This window comes from Pedobacter sp. GQ55 (assembly GCF_059758925.1).
In genome coordinates this window covers 343,934-358,043 of record NZ_JCAXEI010000002.1, presented here as the reverse complement: position 1 = coordinate 358,043, position 14,110 = coordinate 343,934, and the positions used below count along the sequence as shown (strand labels likewise).

At 41.3% G+C, this 14,110-nt stretch carries 17 protein-coding genes; 8 read left to right on the top strand and 9 right to left on the bottom strand.

The features are described 5' to 3' along the window. Positions 1-11 precede the first annotated feature (11 nt). Together AC6CH7_RS06295 and AC6CH7_RS06290 are read left to right on the top strand one after the other, a co-directional pair. Positions 12-455, top strand: a complete 444-nt coding sequence (locus tag AC6CH7_RS06295) for a GNAT family N-acetyltransferase (RefSeq protein WP_498261876.1) — start codon at positions 12-14, stop codon at positions 453-455. 36 nt (positions 456-491) lie between these two features. Then, positions 492-1,958, top strand: a complete 1,467-nt coding sequence (locus AC6CH7_RS06290) for a WG repeat-containing protein (RefSeq protein ID WP_498261875.1) — start codon at positions 492-494, stop codon at positions 1,956-1,958. A gap of 4 nt (positions 1,959-1,962) precedes the next feature. Here AC6CH7_RS06290 and AC6CH7_RS06285 read toward each other — a convergent pair whose 3' ends face one another. Together AC6CH7_RS06285 and AC6CH7_RS06280 are read right to left on the bottom strand one after the other, a co-directional pair. Beyond that, complete coding sequence (locus tag AC6CH7_RS06285) at positions 1,963-2,508, bottom strand: GNAT family N-acetyltransferase (protein WP_498261874.1); 546 nt, start codon at positions 2,506-2,508, stop codon at positions 1,963-1,965. Positions 2,509-2,637: 129 nt separating this feature from the next. Then, a complete protein-coding gene (locus AC6CH7_RS06280; RefSeq protein ID WP_498261873.1) occupies positions 2,638-3,060 on the bottom strand; it encodes a MerR family transcriptional regulator in 423 nt (140 codons plus the stop codon). Between the two features lie 122 nt (positions 3,061-3,182). Here AC6CH7_RS06280 and AC6CH7_RS06275 point away from each other — a divergent pair, with 122 nt between their 5' ends. After that, on the top strand, positions 3,183-4,058 hold the full coding sequence (locus AC6CH7_RS06275) for an alpha/beta fold hydrolase (protein ID WP_498261872.1): 876 nt from the start codon (positions 3,183-3,185) through the stop codon (positions 4,056-4,058). A 23-nt stretch (positions 4,059-4,081) separates the two neighbouring features. Here AC6CH7_RS06275 and AC6CH7_RS06270 read toward each other — a convergent pair whose 3' ends face one another. Then, positions 4,082-5,167 carry a metallophosphoesterase gene (locus tag AC6CH7_RS06270; protein ID WP_498261871.1) on the bottom strand — a complete coding sequence of 362 codons (1,086 nt, stop codon included), beginning with the start codon at positions 5,165-5,167 and terminating at the stop codon, positions 4,082-4,084. A 110-nt stretch (positions 5,168-5,277) separates the two neighbouring features. Between AC6CH7_RS06270 and AC6CH7_RS06265 the strand changes: the two genes are divergently transcribed. Both AC6CH7_RS06265 and AC6CH7_RS06260 read left to right on the top strand, forming a co-directional pair. Next, positions 5,278-6,168 carry an SDR family NAD(P)-dependent oxidoreductase gene (locus AC6CH7_RS06265; RefSeq protein WP_498261870.1) on the top strand — a complete coding sequence of 297 codons (891 nt, stop codon included), beginning with the start codon at positions 5,278-5,280 and terminating at the stop codon, positions 6,166-6,168. A gap of 21 nt (positions 6,169-6,189) precedes the next feature. Next, entirely contained in the window at positions 6,190-6,984 is a 795-nt protein-coding gene (locus tag AC6CH7_RS06260; RefSeq protein ID WP_498261869.1) for a helix-turn-helix domain-containing protein, read from the top strand. Here AC6CH7_RS06260 and AC6CH7_RS06255 read toward each other — a convergent pair. The 5 genes from AC6CH7_RS06255 to AC6CH7_RS06235 are packed head-to-tail and all read right to left on the bottom strand — an operon-like array spanning position 6,981 to position 9,344. Continuing rightward, positions 6,981-7,559: a YdeI/OmpD-associated family protein gene (locus tag AC6CH7_RS06255; RefSeq protein WP_498261868.1), complete on the bottom strand. Its 579-nt coding sequence runs from the start codon at positions 7,557-7,559 to the stop codon at positions 6,981-6,983. The two genes, AC6CH7_RS06260 and AC6CH7_RS06255, sit on opposite strands and share 4 nt — an antisense overlap. Positions 7,560-7,585: 26 nt before the next feature. Beyond that, complete coding sequence (locus tag AC6CH7_RS06250; RefSeq protein ID WP_498262346.1) at positions 7,586-8,152, bottom strand: DUF4256 domain-containing protein; 567 nt, start codon at positions 8,150-8,152, stop codon at positions 7,586-7,588. 4 nt (positions 8,153-8,156) lie between these two features. Further along, positions 8,157-8,540 (bottom strand): DoxX family protein, encoded by a 384-nt coding sequence (locus tag AC6CH7_RS06245; RefSeq protein WP_498261867.1) that lies wholly within the window; start codon positions 8,538-8,540, stop codon positions 8,157-8,159. A gap of 6 nt (positions 8,541-8,546) precedes the next feature. After that, positions 8,547-9,014 carry an SRPBCC family protein gene (locus AC6CH7_RS06240; protein ID WP_498261866.1) on the bottom strand — a complete coding sequence of 156 codons (468 nt, stop codon included), beginning with the start codon at positions 9,012-9,014 and terminating at the stop codon, positions 8,547-8,549. 6 nt (positions 9,015-9,020) lie between these two features. Continuing rightward, positions 9,021-9,344, bottom strand: coding sequence for an ArsR/SmtB family transcription factor (locus AC6CH7_RS06235; protein WP_498261865.1), 324 nt, complete (start codon positions 9,342-9,344; stop codon positions 9,021-9,023). 70 nt (positions 9,345-9,414) lie between these two features. On the opposite strand from AC6CH7_RS06235, the gene AC6CH7_RS06230 reads away from it, so the two are divergent. Then, entirely contained in the window at positions 9,415-10,044 is a 630-nt protein-coding gene (locus tag AC6CH7_RS06230) for a YdeI/OmpD-associated family protein (protein ID WP_498261864.1), read from the top strand. Positions 10,045-10,261: 217 nt separating this feature from the next. Beyond that, positions 10,262-11,701 carry an amino acid permease gene (locus tag AC6CH7_RS06225; protein WP_498261863.1) on the top strand — a complete coding sequence of 480 codons (1,440 nt, stop codon included), beginning with the start codon at positions 10,262-10,264 and terminating at the stop codon, positions 11,699-11,701. A gap of 131 nt (positions 11,702-11,832) precedes the next feature. Here AC6CH7_RS06225 and AC6CH7_RS06220 read toward each other — a convergent pair whose 3' ends face one another. After that, positions 11,833-13,071, bottom strand: coding sequence for an MFS transporter (locus AC6CH7_RS06220; protein ID WP_294875634.1), 1,239 nt, complete (start codon positions 13,069-13,071; stop codon positions 11,833-11,835). Between the two features lie 99 nt (positions 13,072-13,170). On the opposite strand from AC6CH7_RS06220, the gene AC6CH7_RS06215 reads away from it, so the two are divergent. Next, on the top strand, positions 13,171-14,046 hold the full coding sequence (locus AC6CH7_RS06215; protein WP_498261862.1) for a LysR substrate-binding domain-containing protein: 876 nt from the start codon (positions 13,171-13,173) through the stop codon (positions 14,044-14,046). The last annotated feature ends 64 nt before the right edge of the window (positions 14,047-14,110 follow it).

Sequence of the window (14,110 nt, the reverse complement as noted above, 5' to 3'; positions counted from 1 at the left end):
AATTAGATATTATGTTAGAAGTTATTGTTAAAACAGGTAAAGAGAATATGGATGTAAAGACGGTACACCGATTCTTAAGTGAGGATTCTTATTGGGCGAAAGGTATTTCGTATGAATTGGTAGATCGATCGTTAGCGAATTCTTTTTGCGTCGGTGCTTTTGTAGAGGGAGCGCAGGTTGGATTTGGCAGGGTGATTACGGATTATTATACTTTTGGGTGGTTCGCTGATTTTATGGTGTTGCCTGAATTTAGGGGAAATGGGATATCGAAGGTAATGCTGGCTCATATTTTTGAGCAACCGTGGTCGAAAAGGTTAAGGAGAAAAATGTTAAATACCAGTGACGCGCATGGTTTATATCGCCAATTTGAATTTAATGATCTGGCCAATCCAGGTTTTATACTGGAAGTTTATAATCCGGAGGCTCATTTGCAATATAAAGGAGAAGATGCTTAACTTTAATGCACCTACATCATCCTTAAAAAACATTGAATGCTATCAAATTACGCTAAATTTCTGCTCCTGCTGCTGTTAACGGTATGCTTTTCCTTCGCATTTGCCCAAAAAGACAAAAAATATCTGGCTCAGGTTCGCCTGAATGGCAAATGTGGGTTTATTGATGTTTCTGGTAATGAAGTGGTACCGCTGGTTTATGATGATGCGGGTTTGTGGAACAACAACCTTGTACCGGTAAACATTGGAAAATACATCCCTAAGTCGTATCCGGTAGTGGAAATGCCCAGTGGACAAAGTGAAAATGTGAATGTTGTTGCTATAGACAACTCTGAAAAGGCAGGCAAATGGGGCTTTTGCAATTCAGCGGGGAAATTGGTAATTCCTGTTCAATTTACAAATGCGACTTTCTTTAATGAGGGAATGGCGGGAGTGGAGGTAAATGACAAATGGGGCTTTATTAATGCGAGTGGAAAAATGGTGGTTGAGGCGATATATGATACGGTCGGCTATTTTTCGCAAGGGCTTGCTGTTGTAGCAAAAAATGGAAGCTATGGCTATGTGAATTTAAAGGGAGAAGAAGTAATAAAGCTTCAATATTTAGGTGCTGAGACTTTTGAGAAAGGGTTAGCAAAGGTGCTTGAGAAATACAATTCGAGAAAGGGTGATAAAAAAAGTATTGGCAGGCTCATTAACCTACAGGGAAAAATAGTTACGGATACTAAGTTTGATATTGAGTCGAATTTTGGGAATGGGTTGGCAAGCTTTTCGTTTGCCGAAGCTAAGACTGAGGATAGTTTTGTATATGGACTTATTACGATAACCGGGCAGGTGGTAGCACAACCAACTTATAGGGAGATTTCGGCATTTAGCAATGGCCTGGCCCTGGTGATGGTTTATAAAATACATGAGTTTTATGATGAGTATGTGCCGCATTACGGCTATATAGATGCGAAAGGGAAAGAGGTAGTAAAGCCCAACCTTGCCAAAGGGGTGGACTTTAGTTATGGCATGGCGACGGTTGCAAGATTTGACAGCAAAGATGACGGGCAATCGGAATATGCGCTGATTGATACCAAAGGAGAGCATTTACTTGATTTTAACTGGAGTAGTTTAGCTATTTTGGATAGCAAGCATCTTTTGGCAAGCTCTCTTAAGAATCCGTATGAAAAAGTAATAATTGATACGAAAGGGAAACAGATACTTGCACTTGGTGATAACGGATTTGCCAGTTTGGGGAATGGTTTGTTTTTTGTGAAAAATGTAGATTATGAGCCAACAGCTTTTATTGGTTTGGACAAAAAGCCATTGATTGACCTGAGCAAAAATAAAACGACAAAATTTATTTCGTACCAGCACGGTTTACTTCGTTTTGGTGATTTGGATGGTAATTACAACGAAGTGAGTGCCATAAAGCTTGGCCTTATGGATTTAAAGGGTAAGGTGATTGTAAAACCCAAGTATAACGAAATATGTGATTTTGAGGCTACGGACAACTCTTTGTAAGCGCTTAGTTTTGTGTGATTTCATAAAAATCCTGAACCGGATCGAAAGGATTTTTATATCGGAATTGTGCTTTCTTTAGGACTTTCTTTGCGGCTATGTTATCGCGGTTGACTACGGCGCCTATATTGGAAATGCCTTGTGAAAGGATTTGGTCTACGATGGGAGGAAGGATGTCTGTCATGAGGTAACAGCCGCTGGCAAAACTGCTGAGGTAAAATTCGATGAAGAAGGGATAGTGGTCGATCTGGTAATGTTCCTGTGCTACCTGAGGGGAAATGAGGTCGATGATGCCTACGACTTTGCTGAGTTTTTTATCGGTAATGAAATGAAGGTAGTTGCGCCCGGCATGGGCATTGATGAGCATGGTTTGCAGGAATAGTTCTGCTTCCTGAAATGTACTCAATCGTTTATTGGGAACGAATTTTAAGGTATGATCATCGGAAAGGATGCAAAATACTTCTTTTGAGATTTGACCAAAACGTTCCAGGTCTTCGGGCCGGAAAGGGTGGATCAGGTAGTTTTCATTTTCAAAGGTAATGGGCTTGAACATAGGCTGGCCAAAAATAAAAAACTAATTCAAATTCTATGAATTGGGTGGGTTCTATTTTTGAAAAGTTTGTAACTATTTAAGGGATTCTTGTATATACAAGTTGTTTTTTTATCTTTGTAGGTGAGAGCGTTAATACGGGGGTAGATCGAGAGGTCTGCCTCCATTAATGATAGTATCATCAGGGTTTTCAATACTTTCATTTTCAATATTAAACTTGCAAATAGCAATTTGCTTTTTGACTGATTTTAATTCTTTCATTTTCTCGTCTATTTGCAGTAATTTCTTATCAAGAACTTCAATTTTTGCTTTTTTGCTGATTTGCTTTTTGTACCAGGCATCTACAACTTCCTTGATTTCGGCCAGCGTAAAACCTACCGCTTTTGCCATTTGTATAAACCTTAATTTCTCGACAACATCATCTCCATAGTATACGTAGTTATTGGTTTTTACTTCCTCTTTCTTTTCGCCTGTGAATAGACCTGTTTTTTCATAAAATCTTATAGTGCCGATAGGTATTCCTGTTTCTTTGGAAAGCTGATTAATTAATTTCATATGTCTTTGGAGTATAAAAATAAAAATGAACTATGTAGTATACTTCATACTTGTTGGTTACAAAATTACTGTTTAGTTTTGCTTTTACAATTGAAAATTGATCAGTAATTAAAATTATCAAAATGCAGTATTCAGACGAAGAACTAATAAAATTGCTACCTGATTTTAAAAACAATTATGCAGAAGTGAATGGGACGGAGCTGCATTATGTGGAGGGTGGTGAAGGACAGCCTTTAATTTTAATTCCGGGATGGCCGGAAACTTGGTGGGCTTATCATAAAGTAATGCCATTACTGGCAACAAATTATCGTGTTATTGTAATAGATATGAGGGGTATGGGTAGTTCGCAAAAGCCATTGGACGGTTACGATAAAAAGAACATGGCGAAGGATGTTTATGAGCTTGTGAAAAAATTGGGATACGGAAAAATTAATATAGCGGGTCATGATATTGGGGCCCACGTTGCCTTTAGCTTTGCTGCCAATTTTCCGGAGATGACTTCGAAGCTTATTGTTCTAGATACCCCGCATCCGGATGCGGGAATGTATCAACTCCCTATGCTCCCGATATTAGGGGCAAACTATACTTATCCATGGTGGCTTGCCTTCAATCAAACAAAAGAACTTCCTGAACAGCTGCTAGCAGGTAGGATATCTATTGTAATAGAATGGATTTTTAGAAACTTATTGAAAGATCAAAATAGTATTGATGAGTTTGATAAAGCTGTTTATGCTTTTGCTTATGATAGTAATGATGGAATACGTGCGTCAAATGCCTGGTATCAGGCTTTTCCGCAGGATATAGAGGATAGTAAAACGTATGGTAAACTCATGATGCCTGTAATTGGAATTGGTGCTACCGGGTATGAAATGCTGCAGTATTCCCTGCCTAACTATACAACAGATTTACAGTTGGCAAAAGTTGAGGATAGTGGCCATTTCTTGCTTGCAGAAAAACCTGAAGAGTTAGCTAACCTTATAAAGGGATTCTTAGGGTAGCTTGAGATCGGGAGGTTCATTAATTAGCCAAGCAGATTCTCCAGCGTTGTTTCTTCAAGTATCAGGTGCTGCGGTACGCCGTTGGTGTCTTTTTTCCATTCAATAAGTCTGATCTTGCCGTCTTCTATTTCTATACCAGTGATGTCGCCATCGTTAAAACAGCAACAGCCGGCATTGAAATAGGTATTTTTGGAATTTTCAAGCCTGGGAGAGGTATTGCCACTGATTTTTCCTGCCAACAGTTCGGCTTCCAGTTTCTGAATGGTTGCTTTGTCGTCTTTTTTCTTAGCCTCGTTTAGCCTGATGTAAGTACGTTCCAGGTGGGTAAGTGAATTGAATACAGGCTGATGGGTGTGGCCGGTAATTAAAGCGAGGTTGGTTTGCTTGGCGGTCCAGTCGTACATGATCTGGTTGTGTTCGGATTTGAGCTGGTTATCAAAGGCAGGTGTATTGGGGTTGATGCGGAGGAAGGATTGCACCGGCCCCCAAATATTGGAGACGAACCATTTGCTGAACCAGTTTCCATCGCTTTGCATATCGCCCTGATGGCCATGGGTGATAAATATGTTGAGTTGCTGCTCTTTAACAGCGAGGGTGAAAATGATGCCCTCATATATTCGAACCTTTGTCCCAAAGATGTTTTTGAGCATAAAGCCCGCAAGGGGATCGTTGTCCCAGTAGAGATCGTGGTTGCCAAAAAGCTTGATATAGGCATTGCGTTCCAGAAAGCGCTTTTCTGCTTCGAAGTTTGCTTTGTTGTGTTTGATGACATCGATGAGCATGTTTTTCCAAAGCTCTTCGCTGTCGCCCAGGTTGCCGTATAGAAAGTCGTGCTCGTTGTAATAACGGAGTGCGGCCAGGTAATTGTCTTCGCAAAGGGTGAAGTCGTCCTGATGACTTCGGTTTCCTTTGTGCTGGTCTGAAAAGAGGATGATGCGGTGTTTTGTGCCCAGATCGATAAGTTGCCCTCGTTTGCCAGGACGCTGTATGATGTCCTGGTATAATGCCGATAGTGCTTTGTGTACTCTCGTGCTATCTGGCCTTGATGCGTATTTATTGGCAAGCCTGATGATCAACGGAGAAAATAGCTTTTGTAATAATTTGCGCATACACTAAAGATAAGATTTACTGAGCTTTTTAACAAAGCAGTTTGAGCTTTTGAACAAAACGTTGCGCTGAATTCACCGGTACCTTTGGATTGTATTTAAAAATTAAGACAATGGCAAAAGTATGGTTTATTACAGGCAGTTCGAGAGGATTAGGGCGGAGCCTGACAGAAGCAGTGTTGAATAGCGGCGATAAAGTTGCTGCAACGGCACGCGATATTACACAATTGAATGATCTGGTAACACGATTTGCTGATCAGATACTTCCTATAGCGCTGGACGTAACTGATTATGAACAGGTTTATGCATCTGTTGCTGAGGCAGCGAAACATTTTGGACGTATTGATGTGCTGGTGAACAATGCTGGATTTGGCATCATCGGCGCTGCCGAAGCTTATACAGACGAGCAGGTACGCAGTCAGCTGGAAACAAACCTGTACGCACCAATTGAAATTACCCGTGCGGTTTTACCTTATATGCGCAACCAGGGTGAGGGACGTATATTGCAAATAAGCTCGATAGGCGGAAGAGTGGGTAATGCTGGTTTAACGATGTATCAGGCGGCAAAATTTGGTTTAGGCGGCTTTACTGAGGCTTTGGCTAAGGAAGTAGTGCCACTGGGTATATATGTGACCAGTGTAGAGCCGGGTGGTTTTAGGACCGATTGGGCAGGCGCATCTATGACCTATGCAAATGAGATTGAGGGTTATGAAATGGTTAATCAGCGGACAGCACTATTTAAAGGGGGAAAATTTATCCCTGTGGGAGATCCTGAGAAAGCAGCAAAAGTGATGGTTGAACTGGTTTCGCATCCTGCGCCACCGGTGCATTTGGTACTAGGCAGTGAGGCGATAGGTATGCTGAACAATGCCAATGAGGTGAGGCAAGTGGAAATGGAAGAATGGCTGGATGTAAGCTTATCGACAGATCATGATGATTCTGAGAACTTTCTTGCTAGTGCTGACGGGAAGTGGTACATCAGCGATGTTAAAAGAAAACAGTAAAAATGCTTAATTTTATGACCTATGACTAATTCGCCCATTGCTTACTCTTGCTATTTTACCCGCAACAGGCAGGGGGAGCAGTTTGTTCCTGAGCATGTGTTTAGTTACCAGATATCTGGTACGCTGACGATAAGTGACGGCATTAGTGAGCATGTTTTTAATGAGGGTGATTTTCGGTTCATCAGACGAAACCAGTTGCTTAAGTTTGTGAAACAGCCTCCTCCGGGAGGGGTTTTTAAATCGGTTTCCATTTATCTGGATCAGACGGCTTTAAGCGACTTTAGCATGGAGTATGGCTATAAAGAGGAAGGTAATAGAAACAGGGTTGCTGAAAAAGTGAAGCCTTTGGAAGGTTTTGGACTTTATCAGAGTTTTATGAATTCGCTGTTGCCGTATGTCGAGGCTGATCAGTTGATTAATGCGGATCTTCAGAAATTAAAACAGCGCGAGGCAATTATGATCCTGCTGCAGACGAACCCTGAATTAAAGGATGTGCTGTTTGATTTTAGTGAGCCCGGTAAAATAGATCTGGAGGCCTTTATGAATAAAAACTTCCATTTTAATGTGCAGTTAAAGCGCTTTGCCTACCTTACGGGGCGTAGTTTGGCTACGTTTAAACGCGATTTTTCGCAGGTTTTTAATGTTACGCCAAGCAGGTGGCTGCTGCAAAGGAGGTTGCAGGAGGCGCATTACCTGATTAAAGAGAAAGGCCGGGCACCATCAGATGTGTATCTGGAGATTGGGTTTGAGGACCTTTCACATTTCTCGTTTGCATTTAAAAAGATGTATGGCTTGCCGCCATCGAGAATTTACTAATCATCCAGTCCTTTTCCATTGAGGATTAGGGGCATGCATTTTTCGACCCTTGCTGCTCTGGTTTTGGATTGTTTGGCCGAAGTGAAATAGAGATGGTAGCCTCTTTGTCGGCCCGGAGTTAATGCTTCAAAAGCGGTTTTTAGTGCAGGGATGTGATCCAGTTTGTGTTGAAATTCGGTAGGGAATACGAGTGCTGTATGTTCCTTGAAATCGACTTTTAAGCCGGCTTTTTCTACTTCAATGGCTTGGTGGATATAGGTTTTGAGGATGGCTTCCTGTTCAACTATTTGGAGTGCGTTGGTGAAGCGGATTTGGCGCGCCGACTGCACATTCTTTGTTTGCTGAACCAGGATGCCATTGGGATCGTTTAACAGGGTGCCTTTGAAAAACAGCAGCGCACAGTATTCTTTAAATACGTGGATTAACACGATGTTGCTGTTCTGATAAGTGTAACAGGGGCAGCCCCATTTTAATTCTTCGGTAAGATCGCAACTGAGCACGATTACTCTTAACCGCTCTATTTCTTCCTGCCACTTTTTTTCTTTGCTGAAATAAAAATCAACTTTAGGATCCATACTGTTCGTTAGTTTTTTGTGAAAAATTAGACCCTTAGTGCGCCACGGAAGCCCCTGGCGGCATAGTAAGATTCTGCACCGTTGTGATACAGGAACACGGTTTCGTAGCGGTAATCACCAAAAAGTGCTCCTCCGAGTTTTCTGATGTCGGCAGGTGTTTTTAGCCAGCTCGATGTTTTGGTGTCGAACTTTCCGAGTTGCTGCAGTTCGCGGTATTGTTCTTCCGTTAATATTTCTATGCGCATATCGGCAGCCAGATCCATTGCACTATTTTGTGGTTTATGCTCTTTTCTTGCATCTAACGCCGCGCGGTCATAACAAAGGCTTCTACGTCCTTTAGGGGTTTCGGCTGCACAATCGTAAAAGACGTATTCGTTTGTGTTTTTATCGTAACCAACCACATCAGGTTCGCCGCCGGTTACTTCCATATCATCTAGCGACCATAGTTTTTCAGGACTAGCATCGAGTTTTGCCTGTACTTTGGCCCATTCTATATCTTTATGGCGGCTCATGTTTTTCTCGAAGCGGTTTTTAAGCGTTTTGAGTAGTTCTTCGCGTTGTTCTGGAGACAACTCTTTTTTGTTGTTTTTCATGCTTTTATAGATTAATTGTGGTGATCTTTCTATCTGCAGGTCTGAAATACCAAGATACAAAAGTCAGCACTAGTAATAATATTGGTCCAAAAAAATCTTTGCCACCATCGCCATTGGCTAAGTGAGAGCATACTGCGCCCGACATGGCGAAGAAAAAGCCTGCATAAGCCCATTCTTTTAACAGGGCGAATTTTGGGATAAGTACTGCTATGACGCCCAGTATTTTCCAAATACCCAGGATGGTTAGGATATAGATGGGGTAACCTAAGTTTTTCATCATGGTTACTTCATCTTCCATTTTAATTAATTGGACTATTCCGGTTGATAACATTCCTAATGAGAGCCAGATTGTGGCGATCCAATAGATGATTTTATTGCGCTTTGTCATGGTGTGTTATTTTAGTTTGCTTACGATGTTTTGTAGTTTGTTGTGTGCCATATTGATGCCCTGAGCAAATGGTAACTGCAGTACCTGATCTCTGATTTCGGTTGATTTATATACGATATGCATGGTGAGCTTGCTGGTATTGTTGGTGAGTTTTTCGAATTGCAGGAACTCCAGCTGGGCATCGAAAGGGGCGTTGTCCATTTCAAATGTCCGGGTGATTTTCTGGTCTGGAATAAACTCGTGGATGACTCCGTTGGCGTGAAATACAACGTTTCCCTTAGGATCGCTGGTTTGGAAATGGTAACTACCATGTTTTTTGTTTTCCAATTTAAGCACTTTTGTGTTCATCCACTGTTCTATGATCTCGGGTTCTACATAGGCTTTGAAGAGGAGTTCTAATGGCAAATCGAATTCCCTTGTGATTTTGAGTTCCTGTTTGCCATTTTCGGCATCGATTTTAGTTTTTTGTTCCATAGGGTTCTATTTTTTTGATTGGTAGTTTTTCATTATGGATTCCAATTTGTTGAATCGGTCGTCCCACATTTGGCGGAATGGTTCGATGAAGTCGGCTACGTCTTTCATTTTTTTTGCGTTTATGTAATAGTAAATTTCTCTGCCGTTTTGTTTTTGTTCGAGCAATTGGCACTCTGTTAATATTTGCAGGTGCTTTGAAACTGTGGGCCTTGCGGTATCGAAATTTGCGGCTATTGAACCGGCGGTCATTGATTGTGTGGCCACCAATAGCAGGATAGCCCTTCTGGTTGGGTCGGCTATGGCTTGAAATACATCTCTTCTTAAATTCATCGTGTAGCTATTTGACTACAAATATATGTGTAGCTATTTAACTACGCAAATTTTTTTGTTTTTTTTTAGAATGATGTTTTTGCATGTAATTGGTGTGGAGGGAATTGTGTATTTTGGTGGCATGCAGAAAAAGGAAATAGAAACTTTTTGCCCGGCAAGTAGATCGGAGTGGAGGCAGTGGTTAAAAGAAAATCATAGCTCAAGCCAGTCTGTTTGGCTTATTCAGTACAAACAAAAATCGATGAAGCCGAGTATATCCTGGAGCGACTCGGTAGATGAGGCGCTTTGTTTTGGTTGGATTGACAGTACCAGAAAAACAATTGATGAGGAAAGTTTTATACAATTTTTTACTAAGCGTAAGCCAACCAGCAATTGGTCGAAGATCAACAAGGCAAAGGTTGAGCGGTTAATTGCTGAAGGATTGATGACCGAAGCCGGCTTAAAATGCATTGAGGTTGCTAAGAAAAATGGCTCATGGTCTATTCTGGATGCTGTGGAGGAATTGTTTATCCCGAAAGATCTGGAGGAAGCGTTCCTTTCGCAGCCAGGTTCAGTAGATTATTTTAACAGTTTGAGTAAGTCTGTTAAAAAGATGATACTGCAATGGGTTACGCTTGCCAAGCGGCCTGAAACCAGAGAAAAAAGAATTACTGAAGTGGCAGAGCTGGCAGCCAAGAAACTAAGACCGAAGCAGTTTTGATAAACCTAAAAGTACGTGTTTTTGGATTCTTTTAGCCTCGAAATTAGGGTTGCGATTAGCGAAAAATAGCTTCTGTTTTCGTGATGAGGGCGGTATTTTTGTATCATGATAACAAGGAAACTATTTACGCTTTTAATCGTTCAAATGGATATAAGTTCTCACCTTTGTGGAAATTTTGAGAAGTACTCATATTGCAATTGAATAAATACCATAAATATTGAAACAAGCTAGCGAAAAGCCTGAGGAGCAAAAACTGAAAAGGGGTTTGCAAAACAGGCATATTCAGTTGATTGCCCTTGGCGGAGCCATAGGAACAGGGTTATTTTTAGGCATTGGTCCGGCGGCTGTATTGGCTGGGCCTTCTGTAATTTTAGGCTATGCGCTGGCCGGTATTATTGCCTTTTTTATTATGCGCCAGTTGGGCGAAATGGTGGTGGAAGAGCCTGTTTCGGGTAGTTTTAGTCATTTTGCCTATAAGTACTGGGGACCGTTTGCCGGCTTTGCTTCTGGCTGGAACTATTGGGTGCTGTATATCCTGGTAAGCATGTCGGAGTTAACTGCCATTGGCATTTACGTGCATTTCTGGTGGCCTGAAATTCCGCTGTGGTCATCGAGTCTTTTCTTTTTTGTTGCCATTAATGCTTTAAACCTCACTTCAGTTAAGGTATATGGTGAGGTGGAATTCTGGTTTTCGATAATAAAGGTAGTAGCCATTATTGCAATGATCATTTTTGGTGTTTATCTGCTTTTTAGTGGGAGTGGAGGTGAGCAGGCAAGTGTTCAGAACCTATGGAATGATGGTGGCTTTTTTGCAAAGGGTTGGTTTAGTGGAGATGGAAAAGGTGGCTTTCAGGGATTGTTTGCCGCAATTGCATTGATCATGTTTTCATTTGGCGGACTGGAATTAATTGGGATAACGGCGGCAGAGGCAGAACAGCCTGAAAAAACAATTCCAAAGGCTACCAACCAGGTGATTTACAGGATCCTGATTTTTTATGTGGGTGCGCTTGTGATCTTGTTTTCATTATCTCCATGGAAAAATATTACTACGGATAGTAGTCCTTTTGTAATGGTTTTTGAGAGTTTAAAGGGTTTTCAGTTTACGCTTTTAGGCAAGACCATTTACTTTACGAGTGTGATTGCCAATGTGCTTAATGTTATCGTATTGACAGCTGCCTTGTCTGTTTATAACAGTTGCGTTTACAGCAACAGCAGGATGTTGTTTGGATTGGCAGAGCAAGGGAATGCACCTTCTTTTTTATCGAAGCTGAATAAGAACTCGGTACCTATAAATGCGATTTTGATATCGAGTTTGTTTGCTGCGATATGTATTATAATTAATAAGCTAATGCCGGAGAAGGCATTGGAGATTTTGATGTCGCTGGTGGTGTCGTCGTTGATTATCAATTGGTTGATGATCAGTATTACGCATTTGAAATTTAGAAGGAGTAAAGAAGCGGATCAAATTAAAACCAAGTTTCCTTCTTTTATTTATCCACTATCGAACTATATATGCCTGGTATTTCTGGTAGGTATTTTGGTGATTATGTGGATAACGGGATTGAAAATGTCGGTTGAGTTGATTCCGGGATGGATTTTACTGCTCTATGTTTGCTACCTGTTGGTTAGAAAAAAGAAAAGCGGAGATAAATCCTAAGATTTACCCCCGCCATCTAAATTAACGCTCTCGTAAATATAAACGAAGAAAAGAGCAAAAGGTTTAAACGTTTCTGCGTTTTTTTGGAGGTATGACAGTAATATGATATTGTGAGAAGTTGATTACTCACTTTACCTTAAATGCAGCAGGGTTTGGAAGGAAAGTTGGCGGCCAGCGCGTTTGTTTTGGTAAACAACGAACATTGCGGTAGCACAAAGACCGATTACTCCTGCCAGACAAACTGCTAGTCGCGGACCAAAAGCTTGTGCTGTCCACCCAATAAGTAAGCTGCCAATTGGGATCATGCCCTGGTATGCCATGATGTAATAGCTGATTGCACGGGCCCTCATTTCGGGGATGGTATGTGTTTGTATGTAGGTGTTTATGGCCGATGTTTGTGCCATCATACCGATGCCACCAAAGGCCATGAATACAAGGGCTAAGGATAGTATGCCTGAGTAAGCCAGTAAGATTAAGCTAACCCCGAATATGGTGCTTGCCAGCACTACGATTCTTTTTAGTGGTTTGGCAGATCGTAAATTGGCCAGATACATGGCACTAATGACAGAGCCTAAACCGGCTGCGCTCTCGAACCAGCTAAATGTTCCTGCATCGCCATGAAAAAGATCTTTGGCGAAGATGGGCATGAGGGTATTAAATGGTATGACGAACAGACTGCTAATGCCTATCATCAGGATCATGCTGCTCAATTCTCTGTCGCCGGATACATACTTGAAGCCTTCTTCCAGTTCGATCCAGATGCTTTTCTCTGATCGTTCGACAACGCTGAGGTTCAGTTTCATTAAGAATAAACACACGAGCACGGGGATATAGCTTAAAAAGTTTCCAATGAAGCAAAAGTCTTCGCCAAAAGTACTGAGGATTACCCCGGCAATAGCAGGCCCCACGATGCGCGCAAGGTTTGCCATGGTAGAGTTTAGTGCAATTGCATTGGGAAGGTCTTCTTTATGATCGACCATTTCGACCATTAAGGATTGACGGCAGGTAACATCAAACGCATTTATAATGCCTTGCACCAGACTTAAAAAGATGATGGCAGGTATGTTGTAAAATTTGAAAAAGATGATTGCGGCAAGCGCTCCGGCCTGCATCATTGATATTACCTGGGTAATGACAAGGATTTTGTAACGGTTGTGCCTATCGATTAAGCTGCCTGCGTAAGGTGATAGTATAAGTGAGGGGATAAGACTGGCAAAAGCCACCAGGCCTAATAAAAGTGCAGAGCCTGTTAGTCGGTAAACTAACCAGCTGACAGCAGTTTTTTGCATCCATGTTCCTATTAAAGAGATACTTTGGCCATAAAAGAAAAGTTTGAAGTTGCGGTATTTTAATGATCTAAATATATTCATGTGTAGTAGATGTCTTGAAGACATTACAAATTTCGGAATAAGTTATTGAGTTGTAAAATTGATTGTTTTAATGATATTGATTAGTTTTAACGATTGGTTATGGAACTTAGACAACTCAATTATTTCGTAAAAGCGGCTGAACATCTTCATTTTACTCAGGCTGCAGCTGAATCGTTTGTAACGCAATCGACCTTATCCCAGCAGATAAAGCAATTGGAAGAGGAGCTGGGCATGTTGTTGTTTGACAGGATAGGCAAGCATGTTAGGCTGACCGAAGCTGGTGGTGTTTTTCTAATCCATGCAAAACAGATACTGCTGGACGTACAAAAATCTAAAGCGGCGATATCTGAATTGAATAATCTGGCGGTGGGCGATTTGAAGATTGGGGTTACTTATGCTTTTAGTTCTATGGTATTGCCGGCATTGGCTCCTTTCTCATCAAAGTACCCTGGGATTAAAATATTTATTGAATACGGAACGCCGGAATCGTTGGAGATTAAGTTGAAGGCCGCGGAACTGGATATCATTCTTAGCTTCCATGAAGAATCTGATAATCAGGGACTGGAAATGCAGCCTTTGTTTTCTTCTAAAATTGTGATGGTGGTTTCGCGTAAGCATCCATTGGCATCTTTAAAGAAGGTAACGGTGGCAGAGCTCGGTGCATTGGAACTTATTTTACCGGGCAAGGGCTTTAGTTCGAGAGACTATGTAAATGAGCTTTTCGGTAAACGAAAAATCGTACCAAAGATTAAGATTGAAATGAATGAGGTAAACTCATTGCTCACGCTGGTGGAGAGTACATCGTGGGTTACGATTTTAAATGAAAAGGCCATCATTAGCTGGGATACGCTGATTGCTATTCCAATTGCCGGGAAGGAACGTTACAAAAGAGCGTTTATATTAAGGCAAAAAGGGATTTATCAAAAGAAGGCCGCTAATTTATTTATTGAAGAGCTGAGCAAGATACTCTGGTAAATTGATACGCATTGGCGAAATATTGAGACGGATTGATTACTTAATGAGGTTCATATTGCCTTAC

Coding starts and splice junctions, on each gene's coding strand:
- AC6CH7_RS06295 (WP_498261876.1), top strand. CDS start 12: ATGTTAGAAGTTATTGTTAAAACAGGTAAAGAGAATATGGATGTAAAG.
- AC6CH7_RS06290 (WP_498261875.1), top strand. CDS start 492: ATGCTATCAAATTACGCTAAATTTCTGCTCCTGCTGCTGTTAACGGTA.
- AC6CH7_RS06285 (WP_498261874.1), bottom strand. CDS start 2,508: ATGTTCAAGCCCATTACCTTTGAAAATGAAAACTACCTGATCCACCCT.
- AC6CH7_RS06280 (WP_498261873.1), bottom strand. CDS start 3,060: ATGAAATTAATTAATCAGCTTTCCAAAGAAACAGGAATACCTATCGGC.
- AC6CH7_RS06275 (WP_498261872.1), top strand. CDS start 3,183: ATGCAGTATTCAGACGAAGAACTAATAAAATTGCTACCTGATTTTAAA.
- AC6CH7_RS06270 (WP_498261871.1), bottom strand. CDS start 5,167: ATGCGCAAATTATTACAAAAGCTATTTTCTCCGTTGATCATCAGGCTT.
- AC6CH7_RS06265 (WP_498261870.1), top strand. CDS start 5,278: ATGGCAAAAGTATGGTTTATTACAGGCAGTTCGAGAGGATTAGGGCGG.
- AC6CH7_RS06260 (WP_498261869.1), top strand. CDS start 6,190: ATGACTAATTCGCCCATTGCTTACTCTTGCTATTTTACCCGCAACAGG.
- AC6CH7_RS06255 (WP_498261868.1), bottom strand. CDS start 7,559: ATGGATCCTAAAGTTGATTTTTATTTCAGCAAAGAAAAAAAGTGGCAG.
- AC6CH7_RS06250 (WP_498262346.1), bottom strand. CDS start 8,152: ATGAAAAACAACAAAAAAGAGTTGTCTCCAGAACAACGCGAAGAACTA.
- AC6CH7_RS06245 (WP_498261867.1), bottom strand. CDS start 8,540: ATGACAAAGCGCAATAAAATCATCTATTGGATCGCCACAATCTGGCTC.
- AC6CH7_RS06240 (WP_498261866.1), bottom strand. CDS start 9,014: ATGGAACAAAAAACTAAAATCGATGCCGAAAATGGCAAACAGGAACTC.
- AC6CH7_RS06235 (WP_498261865.1), bottom strand. CDS start 9,344: ATGAATTTAAGAAGAGATGTATTTCAAGCCATAGCCGACCCAACCAGA.
- AC6CH7_RS06230 (WP_498261864.1), top strand. CDS start 9,415: ATGATGTTTTTGCATGTAATTGGTGTGGAGGGAATTGTGTATTTTGGT.
- AC6CH7_RS06220 (WP_294875634.1), bottom strand. CDS start 13,071: ATGAATATATTTAGATCATTAAAATACCGCAACTTCAAACTTTTCTTT.
- AC6CH7_RS06215 (WP_498261862.1), top strand. CDS start 13,171: ATGGAACTTAGACAACTCAATTATTTCGTAAAAGCGGCTGAACATCTT.